The sequence below is a fragment of the Gemmatimonadaceae bacterium genome (genome assembly GCA_016720905.1).
Classification (GTDB): Bacteria; Gemmatimonadota; Gemmatimonadetes; order Gemmatimonadales; family Gemmatimonadaceae; genus Gemmatimonas.
In genome coordinates this window covers 392,171-409,820 of sequence record JADKJT010000030.1, presented here as the reverse complement: position 1 = coordinate 409,820, position 17,650 = coordinate 392,171, and the positions used below count along the sequence as shown (strand labels likewise).

The 17,650-nt window shown below is 63.3% G+C and carries 12 protein-coding genes, 1 tRNA gene and 5 pseudogenes; 13 read left to right on the top strand and 5 right to left on the bottom strand.

The annotated features are described in order from the left end of the window. Positions 1 to 21: 21 nt before the first annotated feature. The 3 genes from IPP90_20685 (at position 22) to IPP90_20675 (ending at position 4,789) form a co-directional block, all read left to right on the top strand. Entirely contained in the window at positions 22 to 1,389 is a 1,368-nt protein-coding gene (locus tag IPP90_20685) for a hypothetical protein (GenBank protein ID MBL0173057.1), read from the top strand. A 108-nt stretch (positions 1,390 to 1,497) separates the two neighbouring features. Continuing rightward, on the top strand, positions 1,498 to 3,726 hold the full coding sequence (locus tag IPP90_20680) for a carbohydrate binding family 9 domain-containing protein (GenBank protein ID MBL0173056.1): 2,229 nt from the start codon (positions 1,498 to 1,500) through the stop codon (positions 3,724 to 3,726). A gap of 295 nt (positions 3,727 to 4,021) precedes the next feature. Next, the gene (locus tag IPP90_20675; GenBank protein ID MBL0173055.1) at positions 4,022 to 4,789 is read left to right on the top strand and encodes a PEP-CTERM sorting domain-containing protein; all 768 of its coding nucleotides are present in this window, start codon (positions 4,022 to 4,024) and stop codon (positions 4,787 to 4,789) included. Positions 4,790 to 4,881: 92 nt separating this feature from the next. Here IPP90_20675 and IPP90_20670 read toward each other — a convergent pair. The 4 genes and pseudogenes from IPP90_20670 to IPP90_20655 form a co-directional block, all read right to left on the bottom strand. Then, positions 4,882 to 4,955, bottom strand: a tRNA-Pro gene (locus IPP90_20670). A gap of 102 nt (positions 4,956 to 5,057) precedes the next feature. Then, positions 5,058 to 5,837 carry a polyphosphate kinase 2 family protein gene (locus IPP90_20665; GenBank protein MBL0173054.1) on the bottom strand — a complete coding sequence of 260 codons (780 nt, stop codon included), beginning with the start codon at positions 5,835 to 5,837 and terminating at the stop codon, positions 5,058 to 5,060. 74 nt (positions 5,838 to 5,911) lie between these two features. Next, complete coding sequence (locus IPP90_20660) at positions 5,912 to 6,289, bottom strand: pyridoxamine 5'-phosphate oxidase family protein (GenBank protein ID MBL0173053.1); 378 nt, start codon at positions 6,287 to 6,289, stop codon at positions 5,912 to 5,914. A gap of 97 nt (positions 6,290 to 6,386) precedes the next feature. Then, a pseudogene (locus IPP90_20655) lies at positions 6,387 to 7,221 on the bottom strand (cation transporter). A 203-nt stretch (positions 7,222 to 7,424) separates the two neighbouring features. On the opposite strand from IPP90_20655, the gene IPP90_20650 reads away from it, so the two are divergent. From IPP90_20650 to mtgA, 4 genes and pseudogenes are all read left to right on the top strand, one after another. Continuing rightward, the gene (locus tag IPP90_20650; GenBank protein MBL0173052.1) at positions 7,425 to 8,816 is read left to right on the top strand and encodes an OmpA family protein; all 1,392 of its coding nucleotides are present in this window, start codon (positions 7,425 to 7,427) and stop codon (positions 8,814 to 8,816) included. Between the two features lie 339 nt (positions 8,817 to 9,155). Continuing rightward, positions 9,156 to 9,338: pseudogene (locus IPP90_20645) on the top strand (hypothetical protein). Positions 9,339 to 9,387: 49 nt separating this feature from the next. Then, a complete protein-coding gene (locus IPP90_20640) occupies positions 9,388 to 9,510 on the top strand; it encodes a hypothetical protein (protein MBL0173051.1) in 123 nt (40 codons plus the stop codon). A 56-nt stretch (positions 9,511 to 9,566) separates the two neighbouring features. Continuing rightward, positions 9,567 to 10,260: pseudogene (mtgA, locus tag IPP90_20635) on the top strand (monofunctional biosynthetic peptidoglycan transglycosylase). Between the two features lie 100 nt (positions 10,261 to 10,360). Here the strand turns inward: mtgA and fabG are convergent. Next, positions 10,361 to 11,148, bottom strand: a pseudogene (gene fabG / locus IPP90_20630) (3-oxoacyl-ACP reductase FabG). A 294-nt stretch (positions 11,149 to 11,442) separates the two neighbouring features. On the opposite strand from fabG, the gene IPP90_20625 reads away from it, so the two are divergent. The 6 genes and pseudogenes from IPP90_20625 to ilvD all read left to right on the top strand — a co-directional run bounded on the left by IPP90_20625 (position 11,443) and on the right by ilvD (position 17,554). Further along, positions 11,443 to 11,592 carry a hypothetical protein gene (locus IPP90_20625; protein ID MBL0173050.1) on the top strand — a complete coding sequence of 50 codons (150 nt, stop codon included), beginning with the start codon at positions 11,443 to 11,445 and terminating at the stop codon, positions 11,590 to 11,592. Continuing rightward, on the top strand, positions 11,589 to 12,419 hold the full coding sequence (locus IPP90_20620) for a DUF4403 family protein (GenBank protein ID MBL0173049.1): 831 nt from the start codon (positions 11,589 to 11,591) through the stop codon (positions 12,417 to 12,419). Before IPP90_20625 ends, IPP90_20620 begins: the two co-directional genes overlap by 4 nt. 334 nt (positions 12,420 to 12,753) lie before the next feature. Further along, positions 12,754 to 13,799, top strand: a pseudogene (locus tag IPP90_20615) (hypothetical protein). 83 nt (positions 13,800 to 13,882) lie between these two features. Continuing rightward, positions 13,883 to 14,182, top strand: coding sequence for a BlaI/MecI/CopY family transcriptional regulator (locus IPP90_20610; protein MBL0173048.1), 300 nt, complete (start codon positions 13,883 to 13,885; stop codon positions 14,180 to 14,182). A gap of 88 nt (positions 14,183 to 14,270) precedes the next feature. Next, positions 14,271 to 15,746 carry a hypothetical protein gene (locus IPP90_20605; GenBank protein MBL0173047.1) on the top strand — a complete coding sequence of 492 codons (1,476 nt, stop codon included), beginning with the start codon at positions 14,271 to 14,273 and terminating at the stop codon, positions 15,744 to 15,746. 98 nt (positions 15,747 to 15,844) lie between these two features. Further along, complete coding sequence (gene ilvD, locus IPP90_20600) at positions 15,845 to 17,554, top strand: dihydroxy-acid dehydratase (GenBank protein MBL0173046.1); 1,710 nt, start codon at positions 15,845 to 15,847, stop codon at positions 17,552 to 17,554. Positions 17,555 to 17,650 lie beyond the last annotated feature (96 nt).

Genomic DNA, 17,650 nt, shown 5'->3' with positions numbered 1-17,650 from the left:
ACCGCGCTTTACCGTATGATCGTGAAACGCCATCGCATCGGCCCATGCCCATGGGCCGCCGTACTGACCGCCATCTGGCTTGCCGCGTGCAGTGGCGATAGCGCCTCGCCGGCGGCGACGTCGAAACTGCCGGACGGCACGTTTGCGCGTATCCAGCGCGACATCATCGATCCGTCCTGCGCCGCCTGCCATACCAGCGGTACGAGCACGGCCCGGCAATCGCGTCTGGTCCTCACGTCGGACTCGTCGTATCAACAACTGCTGGGTATCGCGTCGGTCCAGCAATTGGCCAACGCAGACGGACTGCCGCGCGTGAAGGCATTTCGGGCGGACAGCTCCCTGCTCTTCCACAAGCTGGCCTGGGTGCCGGGACATCACAGCCGTGACTACGGGCAGTTGATGCCAATGGGTACCACGCAGGGGCTGACGTCCGGTCAACTGGAGTACGTGCGTCGGTGGATCGAGGCCGGCGCGCCACGCACCGGCCACGTGGTGGATACCGCCGTGCTGCTCGACACGAGACGGCAAACCGCGACGTTTACGCCACTGGGTGCCCCCGCCACGAACGCGGGGCTGCAGCTCAGGGTGGACAGCTTCGCGGTGTCGCCCACCGCGGAACGCGAGTTGTTCGTGTACCGCCGAGTCGCCAATGCCAGCGACCTGTACATCACGCGGATCGAGTCCCGGATGCGCCCGGGTAGTCATCACCTGCTGCTGTATCAGTTCGATGACACCAAGACGTCGTTCCCCTGCAATGCGCGCCCCACGCCGGATGTGGTGCGCGACATCCGGAATGCCGATGGGTCAATGAACTTCGTGAACATGCTGCCCATGGCGTGTCATGTGTTCTTCGCCGGAGCGATGACTCCCGATTTCGACTACCGATTCCCACCAGGCGTTGCGCTCAAGTTGCCGGCCAATTCGTCGTTGGATTTCAATGTGCACTATGTGAACCGGTCACCCATCGATCTGCCGGGCCAGGCATTCGCCAATTTGTACACGGTGGATCGCGCGCAGGTGACCACGGTGGCACGCTCGCTCAACCTGGCCAACACCAACTTCACCCTGCCACCAGGGCAGCGGACCACGGTGCGCACGGTGTTCCCCATGAGTGCGCGAACCACCATCCTGGGTCTCACATCGCACATGCACTCGATGGGCGAGCGATTCGAAATTCATGTGCGACGGGCCAATGGCACCGAAACGACGGTGTACACGAATACCGACTGGGAACATCCGGGGTTCGTGAACTTCAGCACCCCGCTGGTGCTTGAGATTGGCGACGCCCTGGTGAGCGTGGTGACGTGGAATAACGTGACCGATCGGACGATAGCATTTGGCCTGCTTTCCTCCGACGAAATGGACATCATTTTCGGATACGCGTACTAGCGAACCAGTCCGTCCGCGCGCACCAACAGAATCGCCGAGGACGGCGTAGTCCTCGCGTACGGCAGACGCCGTATCGAGCTGTCCGTTCACTCCTGATCTCGGTTGCTGATGCGCTTTTTGCTCGGTGGTGCGGCCCTGCTCTGCTCGACCTTGGCGCTTGCGGACATCGCGGGCGCCCAGGTCGCGGCTCCGGCCAGCACGTCGTCGCGGGGGGCGCGGACGCTGCAGGCCATCCGCGCATCAACGCCAGTGACGATTGACGGCAAGCTGGACGAACTCGACTGGACCCGCGCCACCCCCGCCGATGGATTCATTCAGTCGGAGCCGCGCACCGGCGAGCCGGCATCCGAGGCCACGGAAGTCCGGATTCTTTTCGATGGCGAGTTCCTCTATGTGGGCGCCACCCTGCACGATCCCGATGCGGGGCATATCGTGCTCAACGACATCCGCAAGGATTTCAAGGAGGAGGATCAGGACGACTTCGAGGTCCTGTTGGACACGTTCCATGATCACCGCAACGGCTATCTGTTCGTGACAAACACCGCCGGCGCGCGCAGTGACCGGCAGATCGCCAATGAAGGCCGCGAAATCAATACGAGTTGGGACGGTGTGTGGTCGGTGAAGACCCAACGCACGACCGACGGGTGGACGGTGGAAATGGCGATCCCCTTTCGCACCTTGCGATATCAACTGGGGAGCGTGGACGGCTGGGGCATCAACTTCGCCCGGCGCATCCGTCATCGCAACGAATTGACGTACTGGGCGCCGATTCCGCGGGCCTTCACCATCTCACGCGTATCGCTGGCGGGCACGTTGGAGGGGCTCGCCGTCGACGGCACGTCGCGCGACCTGCGCCTGAAGCCCTACGCCATGGGGCGCACCGTTCGCGACGTCGGTGGCCCCTCGAGCGTGACCAGCGAAGCCGTCGGGCTGGACGTCACGTATGGCGTGACGCGCCACCTCGCGATGAATGTGACCATCAATCCGGATTTCGCGCAGGTGGAGGCCGACGAACAGCAAGTCAATCTCACGCAATTCAGCCAGTTCTTCCCGGAGAAGCGCGAGTTCTTTCTTGAGAACTCGGGCATTTTTTACGTGGGTGATGCGGCGCGCAATAATCGGGTGCAATTGGCCCCCACGCCGGATGAGGATATGCTGCTGTTCTTCAGTCGGCGCATTGGATTGTCACCCGACGGACGTGCGGTGCCCATTCCGGCCGGCATTCGCGTCTCCGGCACGGCCGGTGGGCTGACCATTGGCGCGCTGGCCATGCAAACGCGCCGCACGGCCACCACGCCGGCCAATCAATACAATGTGCTTCGACTGCGGCGTAACCTGCGCCCGGGTTCGGATATCGGGTTGATCGTGCTCGACCGCGAGGCCGTTGGCGGCGGCCACGCGGGGAATTGGAACCGCGTGGCCGGTGTGGACGCCAACTTCCGACTGCGCGGCAACTGGGACTGGAACAACTACGCCGTCGGCACGCGGACGCCGGGTCGTGAGGGCGGTCAGTACACGTGGCGAACGTCGGTGAACCATGAGGACAATTTCTTCCACGCCAAGCTGGGCGTGCTGGAAGTGGGACGCGGCTTTGCCGACGATCTGGGATTCTTTCGGCGCACGGATACCCGCAAGTACCTCGCGGATGTCGGCATTCGACCGCGTCCGTCGTGGCTCTCCACCATTGCCACGCGCGAGATGCATCCGCACTTCACCTGGAACTACTACGAAACCCTTGATGGTCGGATTTCCGCCAAGGACCTCCATACCGGCTACACATTCTTTCTGAGCAGCGGCGCATACTTCGAATTGTCCGGGAACCCCCGCTTTCAGCGTCTGGCCACCCCGTTTCGCATCAACCGGGACATCGCGCCGATCCCCGCCGGCGGCTACGCGTGGACCGACTGGCAATTCAAGGGATCGACCAACGCCAGCCGCAAAGTCTCGGCGACCTACACCTTCATCGAAGGTGGCTTCTGGAACGGCACGCAGCACACCCAGCAGGTATTGGTCAGCGCGAAGCCCTCCGCCAAGTTTGCGGCGTCAGTCGGGGCATCGCACACCGAGGCGGCATTGACAATGCCCAACGCCACCTTCGAGGCGCTGCTGTATACCGGCCGCACGAACTACAGCTTCACCACCAACATGTTCTTCGATGCGCTGGCGCAATACGATCCGCGGTCGCACCAGTTCAACGCCAATCTCCGTTTCAACCTGATTCACCATCCGCTGAGCGACCTGTTCATCGTGCTGAACGAGCAGAAGATCAGCCTGCCGGATGCGCCGGCCACCGGATTTGGCGTGATCGTGAAGTACACACAGATGCTGGCCTTTTAGGGCACAAGGCGGTGGAGGAGCGCGCAGAGCCATTTCCGCGACGAATGCCGCCGGGTGACAATGCGTCATTGTCTCAACAGGTGAGGCGGATCACGCGCACTGGGAATTGACGAACACGTCGTTTCTCATCCAATCGGGTGAGAAACGCTCCGTCTCCGGAGTGGCTATTTCGGGAAACCCCGATGGCGGGATACTTGCAACGGCAACCGGTGCGAGGACTCTCATCCCGAGCACGCCCGCGATCCCGGAGGGGAAATGAAGACTTTTGCTGCCACTGTATTTGCCGCTTCCCACGTTGGCCGCTCCTGTCGCTGCGGACGCGCAGGTGATCACGACGGGCACCTGGACGGCCATGACGGTTCCCAACAAGAACCTCTCCCCGTTCTGGGACGGGACCTCACAGGACATCATCAACGGTTCGAATTGCAACATCGGTTTCTATCTTCTGTACGCGTCGGGGGCAGGCTACGGGCCCTGCGCGAATCAGAAACCGACCGATGCGTTCGTGAACGCCAACGCGGGACGGCTTGGACTGACGGCTGGCGTGCCGAACGGGTCGTTCCTGCGCGGTGCGAACATCGATACGCCAATCGGCTATGCCTTCAAGGCCGGGTCATATCGACTGGAGCTGCTTGCCAATACGTCGGCCTTTGGCCCGTCCGGTCAGGAGCTGTGGGCGTATTCCGGTCCGCTCAGCGGTCCACTGCAGGTGCAGAAACTCTACGCTGTGGGGACGTACCCGAATGCCCTCACCACCGTGTTCAACGTGACCTTCAATACCGATTGGTACCTGGGCGCGCGGTCGGCGGCGAGCGGCAACCCGTGGAGCTACAGCAGTTCCGTCACGGTTCCCCACTACGCCCTGTTCAGTGAGCGGGCGGCTGGTGCCGACAAAGACAACGGCCGCTTCTGGGCCGCCTTTGGCGACATCCCGACGGGCGATCAGGACTACAACGACATCGTGCTCCAGATTCAGACCGTGCCCGAGCCATCCACCTGGGCCTTGATGGCATTTGGACTTGGAACGCTCGGCGTCGTTGGGCGCCACCGTCAGCGTCGTTGATCGTAATGATGCGGTGACGTTCGCCGACTAAACGTCGGCACAAAAAGACGGTCGCTGTCCGCATGGACAGCGACCGTCTTCTGTATTGACCATCGGGACGACAGGATTTGAACCTGCGACCCCTTCCACCCCAAGGAAGTGCGCTACCGGGCTGCGCCACGTCCCGTCGCAGCCGACCAACCTCAGCCGGCGGACAGAACGAGGAACTTAATCACCCCCTGAGCCACCGACCACCCCCGGGGCAGAAGCGGACTGCCCCCGTGTCGGTCTACTCGAAGACCCGTGCGGCCGCGCGCACTGCCGGGTCCATCTCCGGGTATCGCGGATCCAGCTGCTCCAGCGTTTCCACCAGCATGCGGGCAATCAGGAAGTTGCGAACCGTCTTGTCATCCGAGGGCACCACGAACCACGGGGCCTTTCGCGTACTGCACTCGGTCAGCGCCTCGCGGTAGGCCTCGGTGTAGTCGTCCCACAGCTCCCGGTCTTTCAGGTCGTCGACGCGAAACTTCCAGTTCTTGCGCGGATCGTCCAGCCGCTCGCGAAACCGCTTGGCCTGTTCTTCACGCGAAACGTGCAGCATGCACTTGCGGACAATCACGCCGTTGTCGGCCAGGAGTCGCTCGAAGGCGACAATCTGCGCGTACCGCGGCCGCCACACCGACTCCGGCGCCAGCTTGCGCACGCGGACGGCCAGCACGTCTTCATAGTGCGAGCGATTGAACACCCCGACCATGCCCAGCGGCGGCACGACCTGATGCACACGCCAGAGAAAGTCGTGACGCAACTCCAGAGGTGTCGGCGGTCCGAACGGCGCCACCGTCACTCCCGTGGGATTGAAGGCGCCATAGACTGTCCTGATCACCCCGTCCTTGCCCGAGGCGTCGCGTCCTTGCAGCACCAGCAGCAGCGCATGCCGGCGATCGGCGTGAAACGCGTCCTGCAGCGCGGTCAGTCGATCCAGCAGCGCGCGGGTGGCGTCCTCGATCAGTTCCTGCGGTGGTGCGTCATCAACGAGCGCGGCCTTGCTGCCCAACGCGGACGCGGTCATCCCGATCGACCGGCGCCAGACGCAGCGACTTGAGCGCGTCAGGCACCACCCACTTCCTGCCGTTGCCGTTGCCGTTACTCATGCGCCGTATCCCCGACATCGCGGCGCGACCCGTGAGTCATGCACAAAAGGCAGAAAACCAGATCCCGATCGGGTGTCGGATCGTGGGACGAACGCGCTCGGGACCAGATGACGCAAGGTGGCAACGCCACGCGCATACTGCCGATGCTCCACCGGCGCGCCCTCGGGGTCGGAAAGACGATCTGACCATGCACCACGACGCTCTGCCATGCGTGCAGGCCATCCACCTCATCCACCTCGAACGCCACCCACGGATGATGCGCCAGCACGCTGACCTTGGTGCCGAATTTCGTGCGGCCAAAGATATGGCCGTCCTCGAACACATAGTGAATCGGTTCGATATCGACCCGATCGTGAAACGTGAACGCCAACCGTCCGACATGGTGTCGACGCGCTACGCTTCGCAGTCGGCCCGGTCCAGATGGTGAATGGTTGGTGCCCCTCGGTGCGGCGTCGCGTGCCCTCGTGCGGTTCGAACGGTTCCATGTGAATGAGCACACCCAAGGCGGTCGGAACACTCAGCCGAATGGCGCCCTTCACACATCCTGACAAAATGTGCGCGTCGTGGAGCGAAAGCGCAGGGTCCGCCTGCACGTGAATGTCCACGTAGTGGCCCATGCCGCTCTTCCGAATCTTGAGCTTCTCAATGGCGAGAACTCCAGGCGTCTGTCGCGCGGCGTCGCTTACCGCATTGAAGAGTGGCGCATCAGGCGCCCGATCCATCAGGTCGCGAATGGCCTTGCGCAACAGCCTGGTGCCGTTGATGAAGATCATACCGCCGGCCACCAACGCGGCCCAATCATCGGCCGGTTCCCACCCTGGCCCACCAATCAAGGCCACACTGATGCCCACAAACGCGGCTGCGGAGGTGATGGCGTCCGAACGATGGTGCCAGCCGTCCGCTTCCACCACGACACTGCCGGCGGCCTCGCCAGCCTTGAGGACACGCTTGGCCAGCACCTCCTTGATCACAATGACTGCCGCCAGCACGGCCAAGGTGAACGCGGCGGGCGAGTGGTGCGGCGTCCGGATTTCCCGGATGGCCTCGATGGCAATGCCAGCGGCCGCGCCAAGCATGAGTGCCGCCACCGTGGCCGCCGCTAACGGTTCCGGCGCGACCGTATCCGAACGGATAGCGGTCATCCGGCGAGCGATTCGCGATCCGGAGTCCGCTGAGGACCACCAGCGAACCGATCGTGTCCGTTGCGCTTTCAATGGCATCAGCGACCAATGCGTAGGAATTGCCGACCAGACCGGCCACCAATTTGACGCCAGCCAGAAGCGCGTTGATGATCAAGCCCATCTGTGCCAGACGTTGAAGCGGACGCGACGATTTCACCGAAAGGGCCTTCCCGACAGCGGAGTAGTGTATGTTCCTATTACCAGATGATCTGGTAAATAGGAACTTGTTGGTATCGCGAATGCAATTTCGACGTTGTCGGGCACCACGCCAAATGGCTGGCGATCCTGTGCGTTCGGGAGCATTCCCAATTCAATGAGACGAACATGCGCAATCTACGCAGCCTCACGCTTGGCGCTGTCATCGCTGCGGCGATGGCGTTGGCAATTCCCGCCTCTGCTGACGCTCAACGACAGGGTGCCATAGAAATTGGCGGGTTTGGTCGCTACACCAAGTACATGGACACCCTCAAGCTGGATCCGACCTTGGGCGCTGGTGGCCGCGTCGGCATCTACGCGTTCCGTAACTGGCTGGCCGAGCTGGAGTTGAGCTATGCCGACGCCGACGTGAATCAGCCGATGACGGGCGAGAGTGGACGCGATTCGCTGCGCAAGGTGTCGGATGCCATGTGGTCGTACCGGATGACGTACAATCACCCGCTGGCCGAACGTGTAAAACTGCTGTTGGGTGCCGGATACGGATATCACTCTTACGGTCGGGTACGTCAGGTCGCACCACGCGGTGGTGGCCCGCAGGGATTGGTTGGTCTCCGCTTCATCCTGAACAACCGCCTGTCGGCGCGCGTGGAAGGAACCGGCACCTTTATCATGCCGGCCGACGACAATGCGAAACCGGTCGCGCGGGCGACGGGACTCAATCTGGGCGCCCAGGCTGGCCTCAGCCCTGTCGTTCTTCACCAACCCGCCGAAACCCCGTATTCAGTACGATACCGTCACGGTGACGCGGATTCAGCGAGACACCCAGTTCATCTCGCGAATCGACACCGTTCGTCTCGTTGGCCCGTCGCCTCGCCCGATCGTGATCGGCGCGATCAACTTCGGATTCAACAAGAGCGATATCACGCCCGAAGCCAAGGTCATCCTGGACAAGATCGCTGGGTCGCTGATTGCCCCACCAACGCGGCACGCACCATCGACGTCACCGGGAACACCGACGCCATTGGCAGCGAGAAATACAACGTGAAGCTTGGGCAGGATCGTGCGGATCAGGCCAAGGCCTATCTCGTCTCGAAGGGCGTCGCCGATTCGCGCATCAATGCCCGCACGGCCGGCGAGACCGATCCGATTGCGCCGAACACCACCGATAACGGTCGAGCGACCAATCGCCGCGTGCTGGTCATGCTCACGAAACTGAATGTAAATTCAAGCCAGCGGCACCTGCTGCCGCTGCTGGGGTACCCGAGCGCCGCGCCGATCCCTGATCGGTGCGGCGCTCATCTGGTATGTTTCGCCGTTCGCGACCAGCAACGCCAAGTCTCCGACCCTTTCGCACCGACTGGAATACGCGGCCACCCGCGCCGTTGTAGGCGTGCTGCGATTACTGGGATGGCGGGGCGCCAGCTGGGTGGGAGGTCGTATCGGACGGCTGGTCTACAAGCCCATCGGCATCCGTCGCGGCGTGGTGGAACGGCAAATCGCTGCGGCCTTTCCCGAACGCACGCCCGTCGAGGTCGAGTCGCTGGCCGGGCGGTCGTATGAGAGTCTGGGCCGAACGTCCATCGAGACCGCCACGATGCCCGGCACGACACCGGAAGAAATTCTGGCCCGGGTTGAGCGCGTCGAAGGCTGGGAGTACGTCGAGCAGAGTCTTGCCGGCGGCCGCGGGGTGATTCTGGTTACCGGCCACCTCGGCAACTGGGAGTTTGGCGGCGCCTATTTCGCCGCGCGCGGCATCCCGATTGATGTGGTCGCGCGCGGAATGGCCAACCCCATTTTCGAGGCCTACGTCAGTCGGACGCGGCGGAAGATCGGCATGGAAGTCATTCACGACAAAGATGCCGTGCGCCGGCCGACACCGCGGTCGCTGCGCGACAATCGCTGTGTGGCGTTTGTCAGCGACCACGACGCCTCGGCCTGGCCAGCACCTTTGTCCCGTTCTTCGGTCGACCCGCGAAAACACCTCGTGGACCCGCCGTCTTTGCGCTGCGCTTTGAAGTTCCTGTGCTGTTTGTCGCCATCGTGCGAGAAGCGAACGGCAAATACGCGGTCCTGATCGATCCCGTCCCGGTGCAGCCCACCGGGAGATCGCGAGGCGGACATCGACGCGATCGTGCTCGCGTATACGGAGATGCTGGAGCGGTATGTGCGGCGGTACCCCGAGCAGTATTTCTGGCAGCACCGTCGTTGGCGACGTCAACCGCCGGACACCCCCGCGCACTTACGCGAACCGTGAGCGCCCTGCGGTTCAAACCGTTCACGGGGCGGTGGTCGCAGCGACTGAGGGCGGCGATGACACGACGCCCGACGTCGCGATGGGGCCGCGTCGCACGGCGTGTCGTCATCGGGACCATGCTGATGTTGCTGGCGCCCGTGCCGATGATTCCTGCTCTGGCCGTCATTCAGCCGCCGGTGACCTCGGTCATGGTGCAACAGACAGTCACCCGCGTGTTCACCGGCGCGCGCCCGATCTGGCCGAAGCACACCACCGTGTCACGCGCCAAGCTCTCGCCCAACTTGCGCCGCGCCGTGCTGGCCTCGGAAGATGACCGTTTCTACCTGCACCACGGCATCGACTTTGTGGAGATCGACAAGGCCCTCGAGCGCCGGAGACGCGGCGGCAAATTGCGCGGCGTCCACGCTGACTCAGCAAGTAGCCAAGAATCTCTTCTTGTGGAATGGCCGGTCGTACGTGAGGAAGGGCCTGGAACTCTATCTGACGGTCTGGCTGGAATTGCTGCTCTCGAAGGAACGCATCCTTGATCTGTACCTGAACCTCGCCGAGTGGGGCCCCAGCGTGTACGGGGCGGAGGCGGCGGCGAAACTGCATTTCGGCAAGAGCGCCGCGTCACTCTCACGAGACGAGGCCGCGCGGCTTGCCGCCATCCTGCCGTCTCCCAAACGCTGGTCTCCTCGAGGAGCCATCGCCACGCGTCGCGCGGCCGCAATCATGGAACGCATGCGGTATGAGGCGTCAAAGGACTGAGTGAACAAGTACCAAGTACCAAGTACCAAGTACTAGGGTACTGAAGTACTAGCTAAGTACTAGGTACTAGGTACTAGGTACTAGGTACTAGGTACTTCCCTCACGTCCCAATGACCAATCCGCCATCAACCTGCAGCACCGCGCCGTTGATGAATGCGGCGAAATCGGACGCCAGGAAACAGTAGGCGTTGGCGACGTCCTCGGGCGTGCCAAGGCGACCCACCGGTGTGTGCGCCATCATGCCGTCGAGGGCGACTTGCGGCATTTTGCGGGTCATATCCGTGGCAATGAATCCGGGGGCCACGGCGTTCACGGTGATATTCCGTCGACCGAGCTCGCGGGCCCACACCTGCGTCAGGCCAATTACCCCCGCCTTCGTCGCGACATAGTTGGATTGCCCGAAGTTCCCGTTGAAGGCCACCACTGACGACGCGTTGATGATCCGTCCGCCCCCGCGCGCGAGCAGGTGCGGCACGACCGCCTGCGTGCAGGTGAATACCCCCTTGAGATTCACTGCCACCACATCGTCGAACTCGGCGTCGCTCATGCCGCCGGTTACCGTGCCCTCCTTCACCTTCACCAGCTGCGCGTCGCGCGTGATGCCGGCATTGTTGATGAGAATGTCAATCGCCCCGAAGCGCGTCAACGTGGCGGCCACCGCGTGATCGACGCTGACACGACTGGTGACATCCGTCTCCACAAAGGCGCATCCGCACCCGCAGTGGTGAGCGCGCGCTCCGCTGCTGCCCCGGCCTCGCCACGCGATCCCCAGATCGCCACGCGGGCACCGCTGGCGGCAAGGCGGTGAGCCGTCGCGAGACCGATGCCGTTCGCACCGCCCGTGACGACGGCAATACGCGAGCCAGATCGATAGGCGTAGAGTGGTATGGTTGAGGTGGACGGAGCCCGCAGGGATGGTGCGTTCGCACGATGTCGGGTAACCTGCCGGTATGCGTGCAATGTCAGTGGTCGGTGGAGGCCTTGTCGGATCGATTCTCACGGGCGCGTGCGGGAGTAGCGCCTTTGTCGCCCGCCGCGCCGGCCGCCGCCACCGGGATCGGGTCCAGTGGCTCGCAAAGTCCTTCTTCCCATCTCGCCATCGGTCGTCGACGCACCGATCAGCTATGCGCTGGAGCCGATGCTGTCGGCGCTCGAACAGTCGGTCCCCGGCGGTTTGGCGACATGACCCGTCGAATCACGATCCCGTCCAACAAGCGGCAGGCGTTCGCCTTCGCCGCCACGCGCACCCCATTCGACGTCGCGTTCGACGGGACTCGACTCACGCTATCGACGATCGTCTCGTACGAAGGACGCGGCTGGTACAACCCATGATCAGGCCCACGGTCAGCGCCGTCATGGCAGGTCGGCAGTATCAGGCCGCGGGTCGCGTCGTCATCACGACCGATCTGGAAGTGAATGCCGATTGGCAGATCCGCGCCCGATCACGCGTGCGATCCGTGCGACCGGTCACCGAGACAGATCGCGATGCGTGTCGGGTGACGATGTTCCACATCGACGTCACCGATCGTGTGGTGGCCGCGCTTCGGCCGCAACTGCAGAGTCGACTGCCCGCAGTCGATCGCAAGATTCCGCGTTCGATCTGCGAGCGCGCGTCGAGCGGTGGTACAATCTCCTCAACAAGAGCATTCGCATCCAGGACAGTCTCTGGCTGGTCTGGCACCGGTTTCAGGTTCGATTGGGCGGATTGCGGCAGGGATACCGCACTGATTGCGGATGTCCGCCTGTTCGCGCGGCCTTTGCTGGTGTACGGACCGCAGCCGGCGAGAATCACGACGACACTCCCTCCGTTGGTACCGGCCAATCGGGTGGTTGGAGACAGCGCCCACCTGCTGCTGGAGGGTCTGCTTGGCTACGATGCGGCGAGCACATTGCTGGCCAAACAGCTCGTCGGGCGACACTTCAGCCGCTTCGGACGCCGAGTCGCGGTGAAACAGGCGCGACTCTACCCGCTGGGCGACGGCCGCGTCGTGCTGGCGCTGGGCATGGACGGCGCCATCGGTGGCGACGCATGCTTTATGGGAACGCCGAAGTGGATTCGGTGGCCCGCATGCTCACCGTGCCTGACCTCTGACTTTGACGTGGCCACGGCCAACGCCCTGGTACTCGGGCTGGCGTGGCTCAAGAAGAGGATATGGTGACCGAGTTGCGCGCTCAGGCCGCGTCCCCATTGAGCCACTCATGGAGAAACCCGCTCGCGCGTCGAACAGGCGCTCAATCGTGATTTGGCCGACGGTGTCGTTGTCTGGTACCGTATCCACCGGTCGGTTGCTGGACGTCGTCGCCGAGCCGCGGTGGTTGGTGGTCCGCGCGGAAGCCATCGGAAACTGGGATTGGGCATCGATCAGGAGATCCCGTGAGCGCAGGACCGGCGAAAATCGGCAACAGACGCGCTGCAACACGGAGCGTCAACAAGTGATGTTTGTAGGATGCCCCTGAATCCGAATTTCTTCACTCGCCGCTTGGGCGCCGCCGGTGCAGCGCTGCTCGGCGTCAGTTGTACCCGTGTCCGCGCGCGCGGTGCAAAGCGCCAAGCCGCCCGCCGTGAAGTCGACACGCGCCAAGACCACGGCGGCGTCGAAAAAGCGCGCCACCAACAAGACGCAGCGCGCGGACACCATCAAGAAGTCCGCGCGTCCGACTGGCGCGCTGGGCTCCGTGGCCGGTGAGAAGCATCTCGCCTATAAGAACGCCGGCAGCGACCTCGATTCGCTGTGGCCACCCAAGATGCCCGCCACGCTTCCAGGTTCGATCTTGCCGGCCAAGCGCATCATTGCCTTCTACGGCAATCCGCTGTCGAAGCGCATGGGGATTCTGGGCGAGTTCGAGACCGATGACATGCTGCGTCGATTGGACCAGGAAGTCGCGGAATGGAACCGCCTCGATCCCTCACATCCCGTGCAACCGGCGCTGCACCTGATCGCCGTCGTGGCGCAGGCCGATGCGGGTCGCGATGGCAAGTACCGACTGCGCATGGACAGCACCGTCATCGAGAAAGTGTACGGCTGGGCGAAGCGCAAGAACGCCATCATGTTCGTGGACGTGCAAGTAGGGCAAAGCACGTTGCAGCAGGAGCTGCCGTGGCTGGAGCTTTCCTGAAGCGACCGGAGGTGCACCTGGGCATCGATCCGGAATTTTCCATGAAGGACGCCACGCGTCCGGGAAAGAAAATCGGCACGTACGATGCCGCGGATATCAACTACGCGTCGCGGTTTCTGGCCGGTCTGGTCGACAAGTACAACCTGCCGCCGAAAGTGCTGGTGGTGCATCGCTTCACACGTAAGGGCGTCACGAACGCGTCGAACATCAAGCTCGATGCGAAGGTGCAGATCGTGATGCACATGGATGGCTTTGGCGCGCCGTGGCTCAAGCGGGATTCATACTACAGCTACATCAAGAAGGAACCCGTGCAGTTCGCCGGCTGGAAGCAGTTCACCAAGTCGCGCAACGACAACCCATCCACCAGCCGCGAATCGATTCTGCGACTGTGGCCGGTGCCGCTGTATATCCAGTTGCAGTAGGGAATTCGGCCGACTACTGGAAAACCAGTTGACACGCGGGGGCCATGGTGTCATTCTACGGAAACTTCCGTACTTGACCCGCCATGGCCGACCCAATCCACTTCCCCCCCCGCGAACTCGCCGTGATGAGCGTCCTCTGGAAGCTCGGCTCGGCCACCGTCACCCAGGTCAAGGACGAGCTTGATGAGCCCGTGGCCTACACCACGGTTCTCTCGGCGCTCCAGACCCTCGAAGAGAAGGGATACGTCCGCCACGAGGCTGAAGGGCGCGCCTATCGCTACTTCGCGGCGGTAGAAGCCGAGCACGCCGGCGGAAGCGCTATTGCGCGCATCCGCGACGCGATCTTCAGGGCTCGTCGGAGCGCTTGTTCGCCCAGTTGGTAAATGACGAAGGCCTGGGGCGGGAAGAGCTGGAACGCATGCGCACGCTGCTGGCTGCTCGGCTACTGGCCGCCGACGCGGAGGAGCGCTCATGAGCAGCTGGATGCTGTTTTCTCTACTCATCGGCGGCCTGGTGGCGCTGGCGGCGATCGCTGCACACGATGCCCAGCATGCCGCCCAGCGCGCGGTCCGCTGGATCTGGTTTGGTGCCATGGGCGCCATGGTCGCGTTGAGTATCGCGGCTCCCTTCCGGAGAGAGTCCTCCTCCATGCGGGTGACGATGCCGGACACCTCGACTTCCGTAGACGCATCGATGGTGCGCGTTGATGCGCCGCACGGCGTTCGGGCGCTGTGGGCGCGTTCGCGCGACGTCATCATCGTTCCGATCGAAGCCGCGCTGCAGGTTGTGGAGGCGACGTTGGCTCGTGTCCCTGCCCCGCTGCAACGCGGTTTGGCCGGGATCTGGCTGCTGGCCAGTGTCGCAACGCTGAGCGTCTTCGTGGTCAGCTACCTCCGAATCCGGCGTGTCATGCGCCGTTGGCCGGTGCAACGCATTGACAACGTCAATGCGCGCATCGCGCCGACGGCTGGTCCGGCGGTCGTGGGTCTGGCCCCGTCCGAGATCATCCTTCCGGCATGGTTGCTGCGTTGCCCGCCCGAGGAACAACGGCTGGTTGTCGCCCACGAATCCGAGCATGTGCGCGCCGGTGATCCGTGGTTGCTGGTGATGGCCTGCGGGATCGTGGCCTGTATGCCGTGGCACCCTGCGCTGTGGTTTGCCCTGGGTCGGTTGCGACTCGCCATTGAACTGGATTGTGATCGACGTGTACTGCGCCGAGGTGTGCCGGCGGCCGCCTACGGTTCGCTGCTGATCGAGCTGTCCGCATTTCGTCCCGCCCTCCCGTCGGCTATGCCGGCATTTTCCCGCAACGGTTCGTACCTCGAACGGAGATTGGTTGCCATGACGTCACGCCCGTCGCGATTTGTGCACGCTCGTCGGTTTGGCAGTGGATTACTGGCGGCGGTCGCGCTCATGACTGCCTGCGAATCGAAGTTGCCCACCTCGGCGGATGTGGAACGCATGGATGCGACCACCGCCCAACGGGCCATGGCCGGCAGCGGCGCGGTGCACTATGTGGTGGACGGGACTCCCGTGGAGGAGTCGGTGGCGAAAGCGATCAGCGCCGAAAAGATCACCTCCATCGCGGTGTCGAAGCAGCGGGATTCGATCAGTGAGATTCGCATTCTCACCAAGGACGCTCCGGCCTTGATGAAGGTCGCCGGCGCGCTGGAGGAATCGCAGTCGGTCACGATTTCTGAAGTCAGAATCGCCCAGCCCAAGACGGATTTGAATGTCGGTGCACTCGGCACTCAGTCGCCCAAGCGGAAATTCGACGGACTGCTGCTGATCGACGGGAAGGTTGTCGAGTCCTCCGAGCTTGAGCGACTTGTGCCCGAGCAGATCGAATCCATCGAAGTGGTGAAGGGTGAACCAGCGAGACTGGCCTATGGCGATCCGCGGGCGAAGAACGGGGTTATCAAGGTGATCATGAAGGCGAAGCGGTAGCCACCCACCTCGCGATCGGCAGCGTGATGCGGTAACGTCGTGGGGGTCGGGTTCATCGCGAATCCGCCCCCTCGTTCCTATCCGCCATCTCGATCCACATGGATAAGTCGTCGCTGCCCAGTCGCCACACCACCGTCGGTCCCGAACGCGCACCACACCGCTCGTTCTACTATGCGATGGGTCTCACTGAAGCCGAGATCCAACAGCCGTTGATTGGCGTGGTGTCCAGTTGGAACGAAGCGGCGCCCTGCAACATCTCGCTGCGCCGGCAAGCCGAGGTGGCCAAGCGCGGCGTGATTGCGGCGGGTGGCACTCCGCGCGAGTTCACCACCATCACCGTGACCGATGGCATCGCCATGGGCCATGCGGGCATGAAATCGTCGCTGGTCAGTCGCGAGATCATCGCCGACTCCATCGAGCTGACGGTGCGCGGGCATTGCTACGACGGCCTGGTCGGTCTCGCTGGTTGCGACAAGTCGCTCCCCGGTATGATGATGGCCATGCTGCGCCTCGATGTGCCGTCGGTGTTTCTGTACGGTGGCAGCATTTTGCCAGGTCGATTTCATGGTCGTGATGTGACGGTGCTGGATGTGTTTGAAGCCGTGGGGTCGTACGCGGCGGGCAAGACCACGCTTGAGGACCTCACCGCGCTGGAGCGCGTGGCGTGTCCGAGTGCCGGTTCGTGTGGTGGCCAGTATACCGCCAACAGTATGGCGTATGTGTCGGAAGCCATCGGTCTCGCGTTACCGGGTTCGGCCAGTCCGCCCGCCCCGTACGAGGATCGCGACGCCTATGCCGAAGCGGCTGGCCGCGCCGTGATGCGTTTGCTGCGCGATGGGCCGCGTCCACGACAAATCGTGACGCGTCAGGCGTTGGAGAATGCGGCCGCCGTGGTGGCGGCCACCGGCGGTTCCACCAACGCCGCATTGCATCTTCCGGCGCTTGCCAACGAAATCGGAATTGCGTTCGATTTGTTTGATGTCGCCGAGGTCTTTGCGCGTACGCCACTCATTGCGGATCTCAAGCCCGGCGGCCGCTATCTCGCCAAGGACGTGCATGACATCGGTGGCGTGTCCATCATTCTCAAGGCGCTGCTGGACGGCGGATTTCTGCATGGTGATTGCCTCACCGTGACGGGCAAGACCATCGCCGAAGACCTGGCCGACGTGGTGATGCCGAGCGGCCAGGAGGTGGTGCGCGCGGTTTCCAATGCGATTTCGTCGACCGGTGGATTGGTGGGATTGCGTGGCAACCTTGCGCCTGATGGCGCGGTGGTGAAGGTCGCGGGCCTGGCGCATCGAACGTTCAGCGGACCGGCGCGCGTGTTCGAGTCGGAGGAAGCGGCATTCACCGCTGTCATGCAGCGGGCGTACTCGGCTGGCGATGTGCTGGTGATTCGCTATGAAGGTCCGGCTGGCGGGCCGGGCATGCGGGAGATGCTGTCCACGACATCCGCCATTTACGGCCAGGGAATGGGCGAGCAGGTGGCACTCATTACCGATGGTCGGTTCTCCGGCGCCACGCGCGGCCTGTGCATCGGGCATTTGTCTCCCGAAGCGTCGGTGGGTGGACCAATCGCGTTGCTGCGCGACGGTGATCTCATCGACATTGACGCCGATTCCGCCACCCTGTCGGTGCGGCTGACGGACGATGAACTGGCCGCACGACGCGCACAGTGGACACCGCGACAGCACGACTTCCAGTCGGGCGCGATTTGGCGCTATGCGCAGACCGTGGGTTCGGCGCGCTACGGCGCCGTGGTCCATCCCGGAGGGCATGCGGAAACGCACGTGTTTGCCGATGCCTGAATGGTGACGCCCGTCCCCATTGGTGTGCCGCACGACGCGGCGGCGTGACCAGACGCATCGGTCACACCTGTGACCGATGCCGTCAGCGGGGCGATC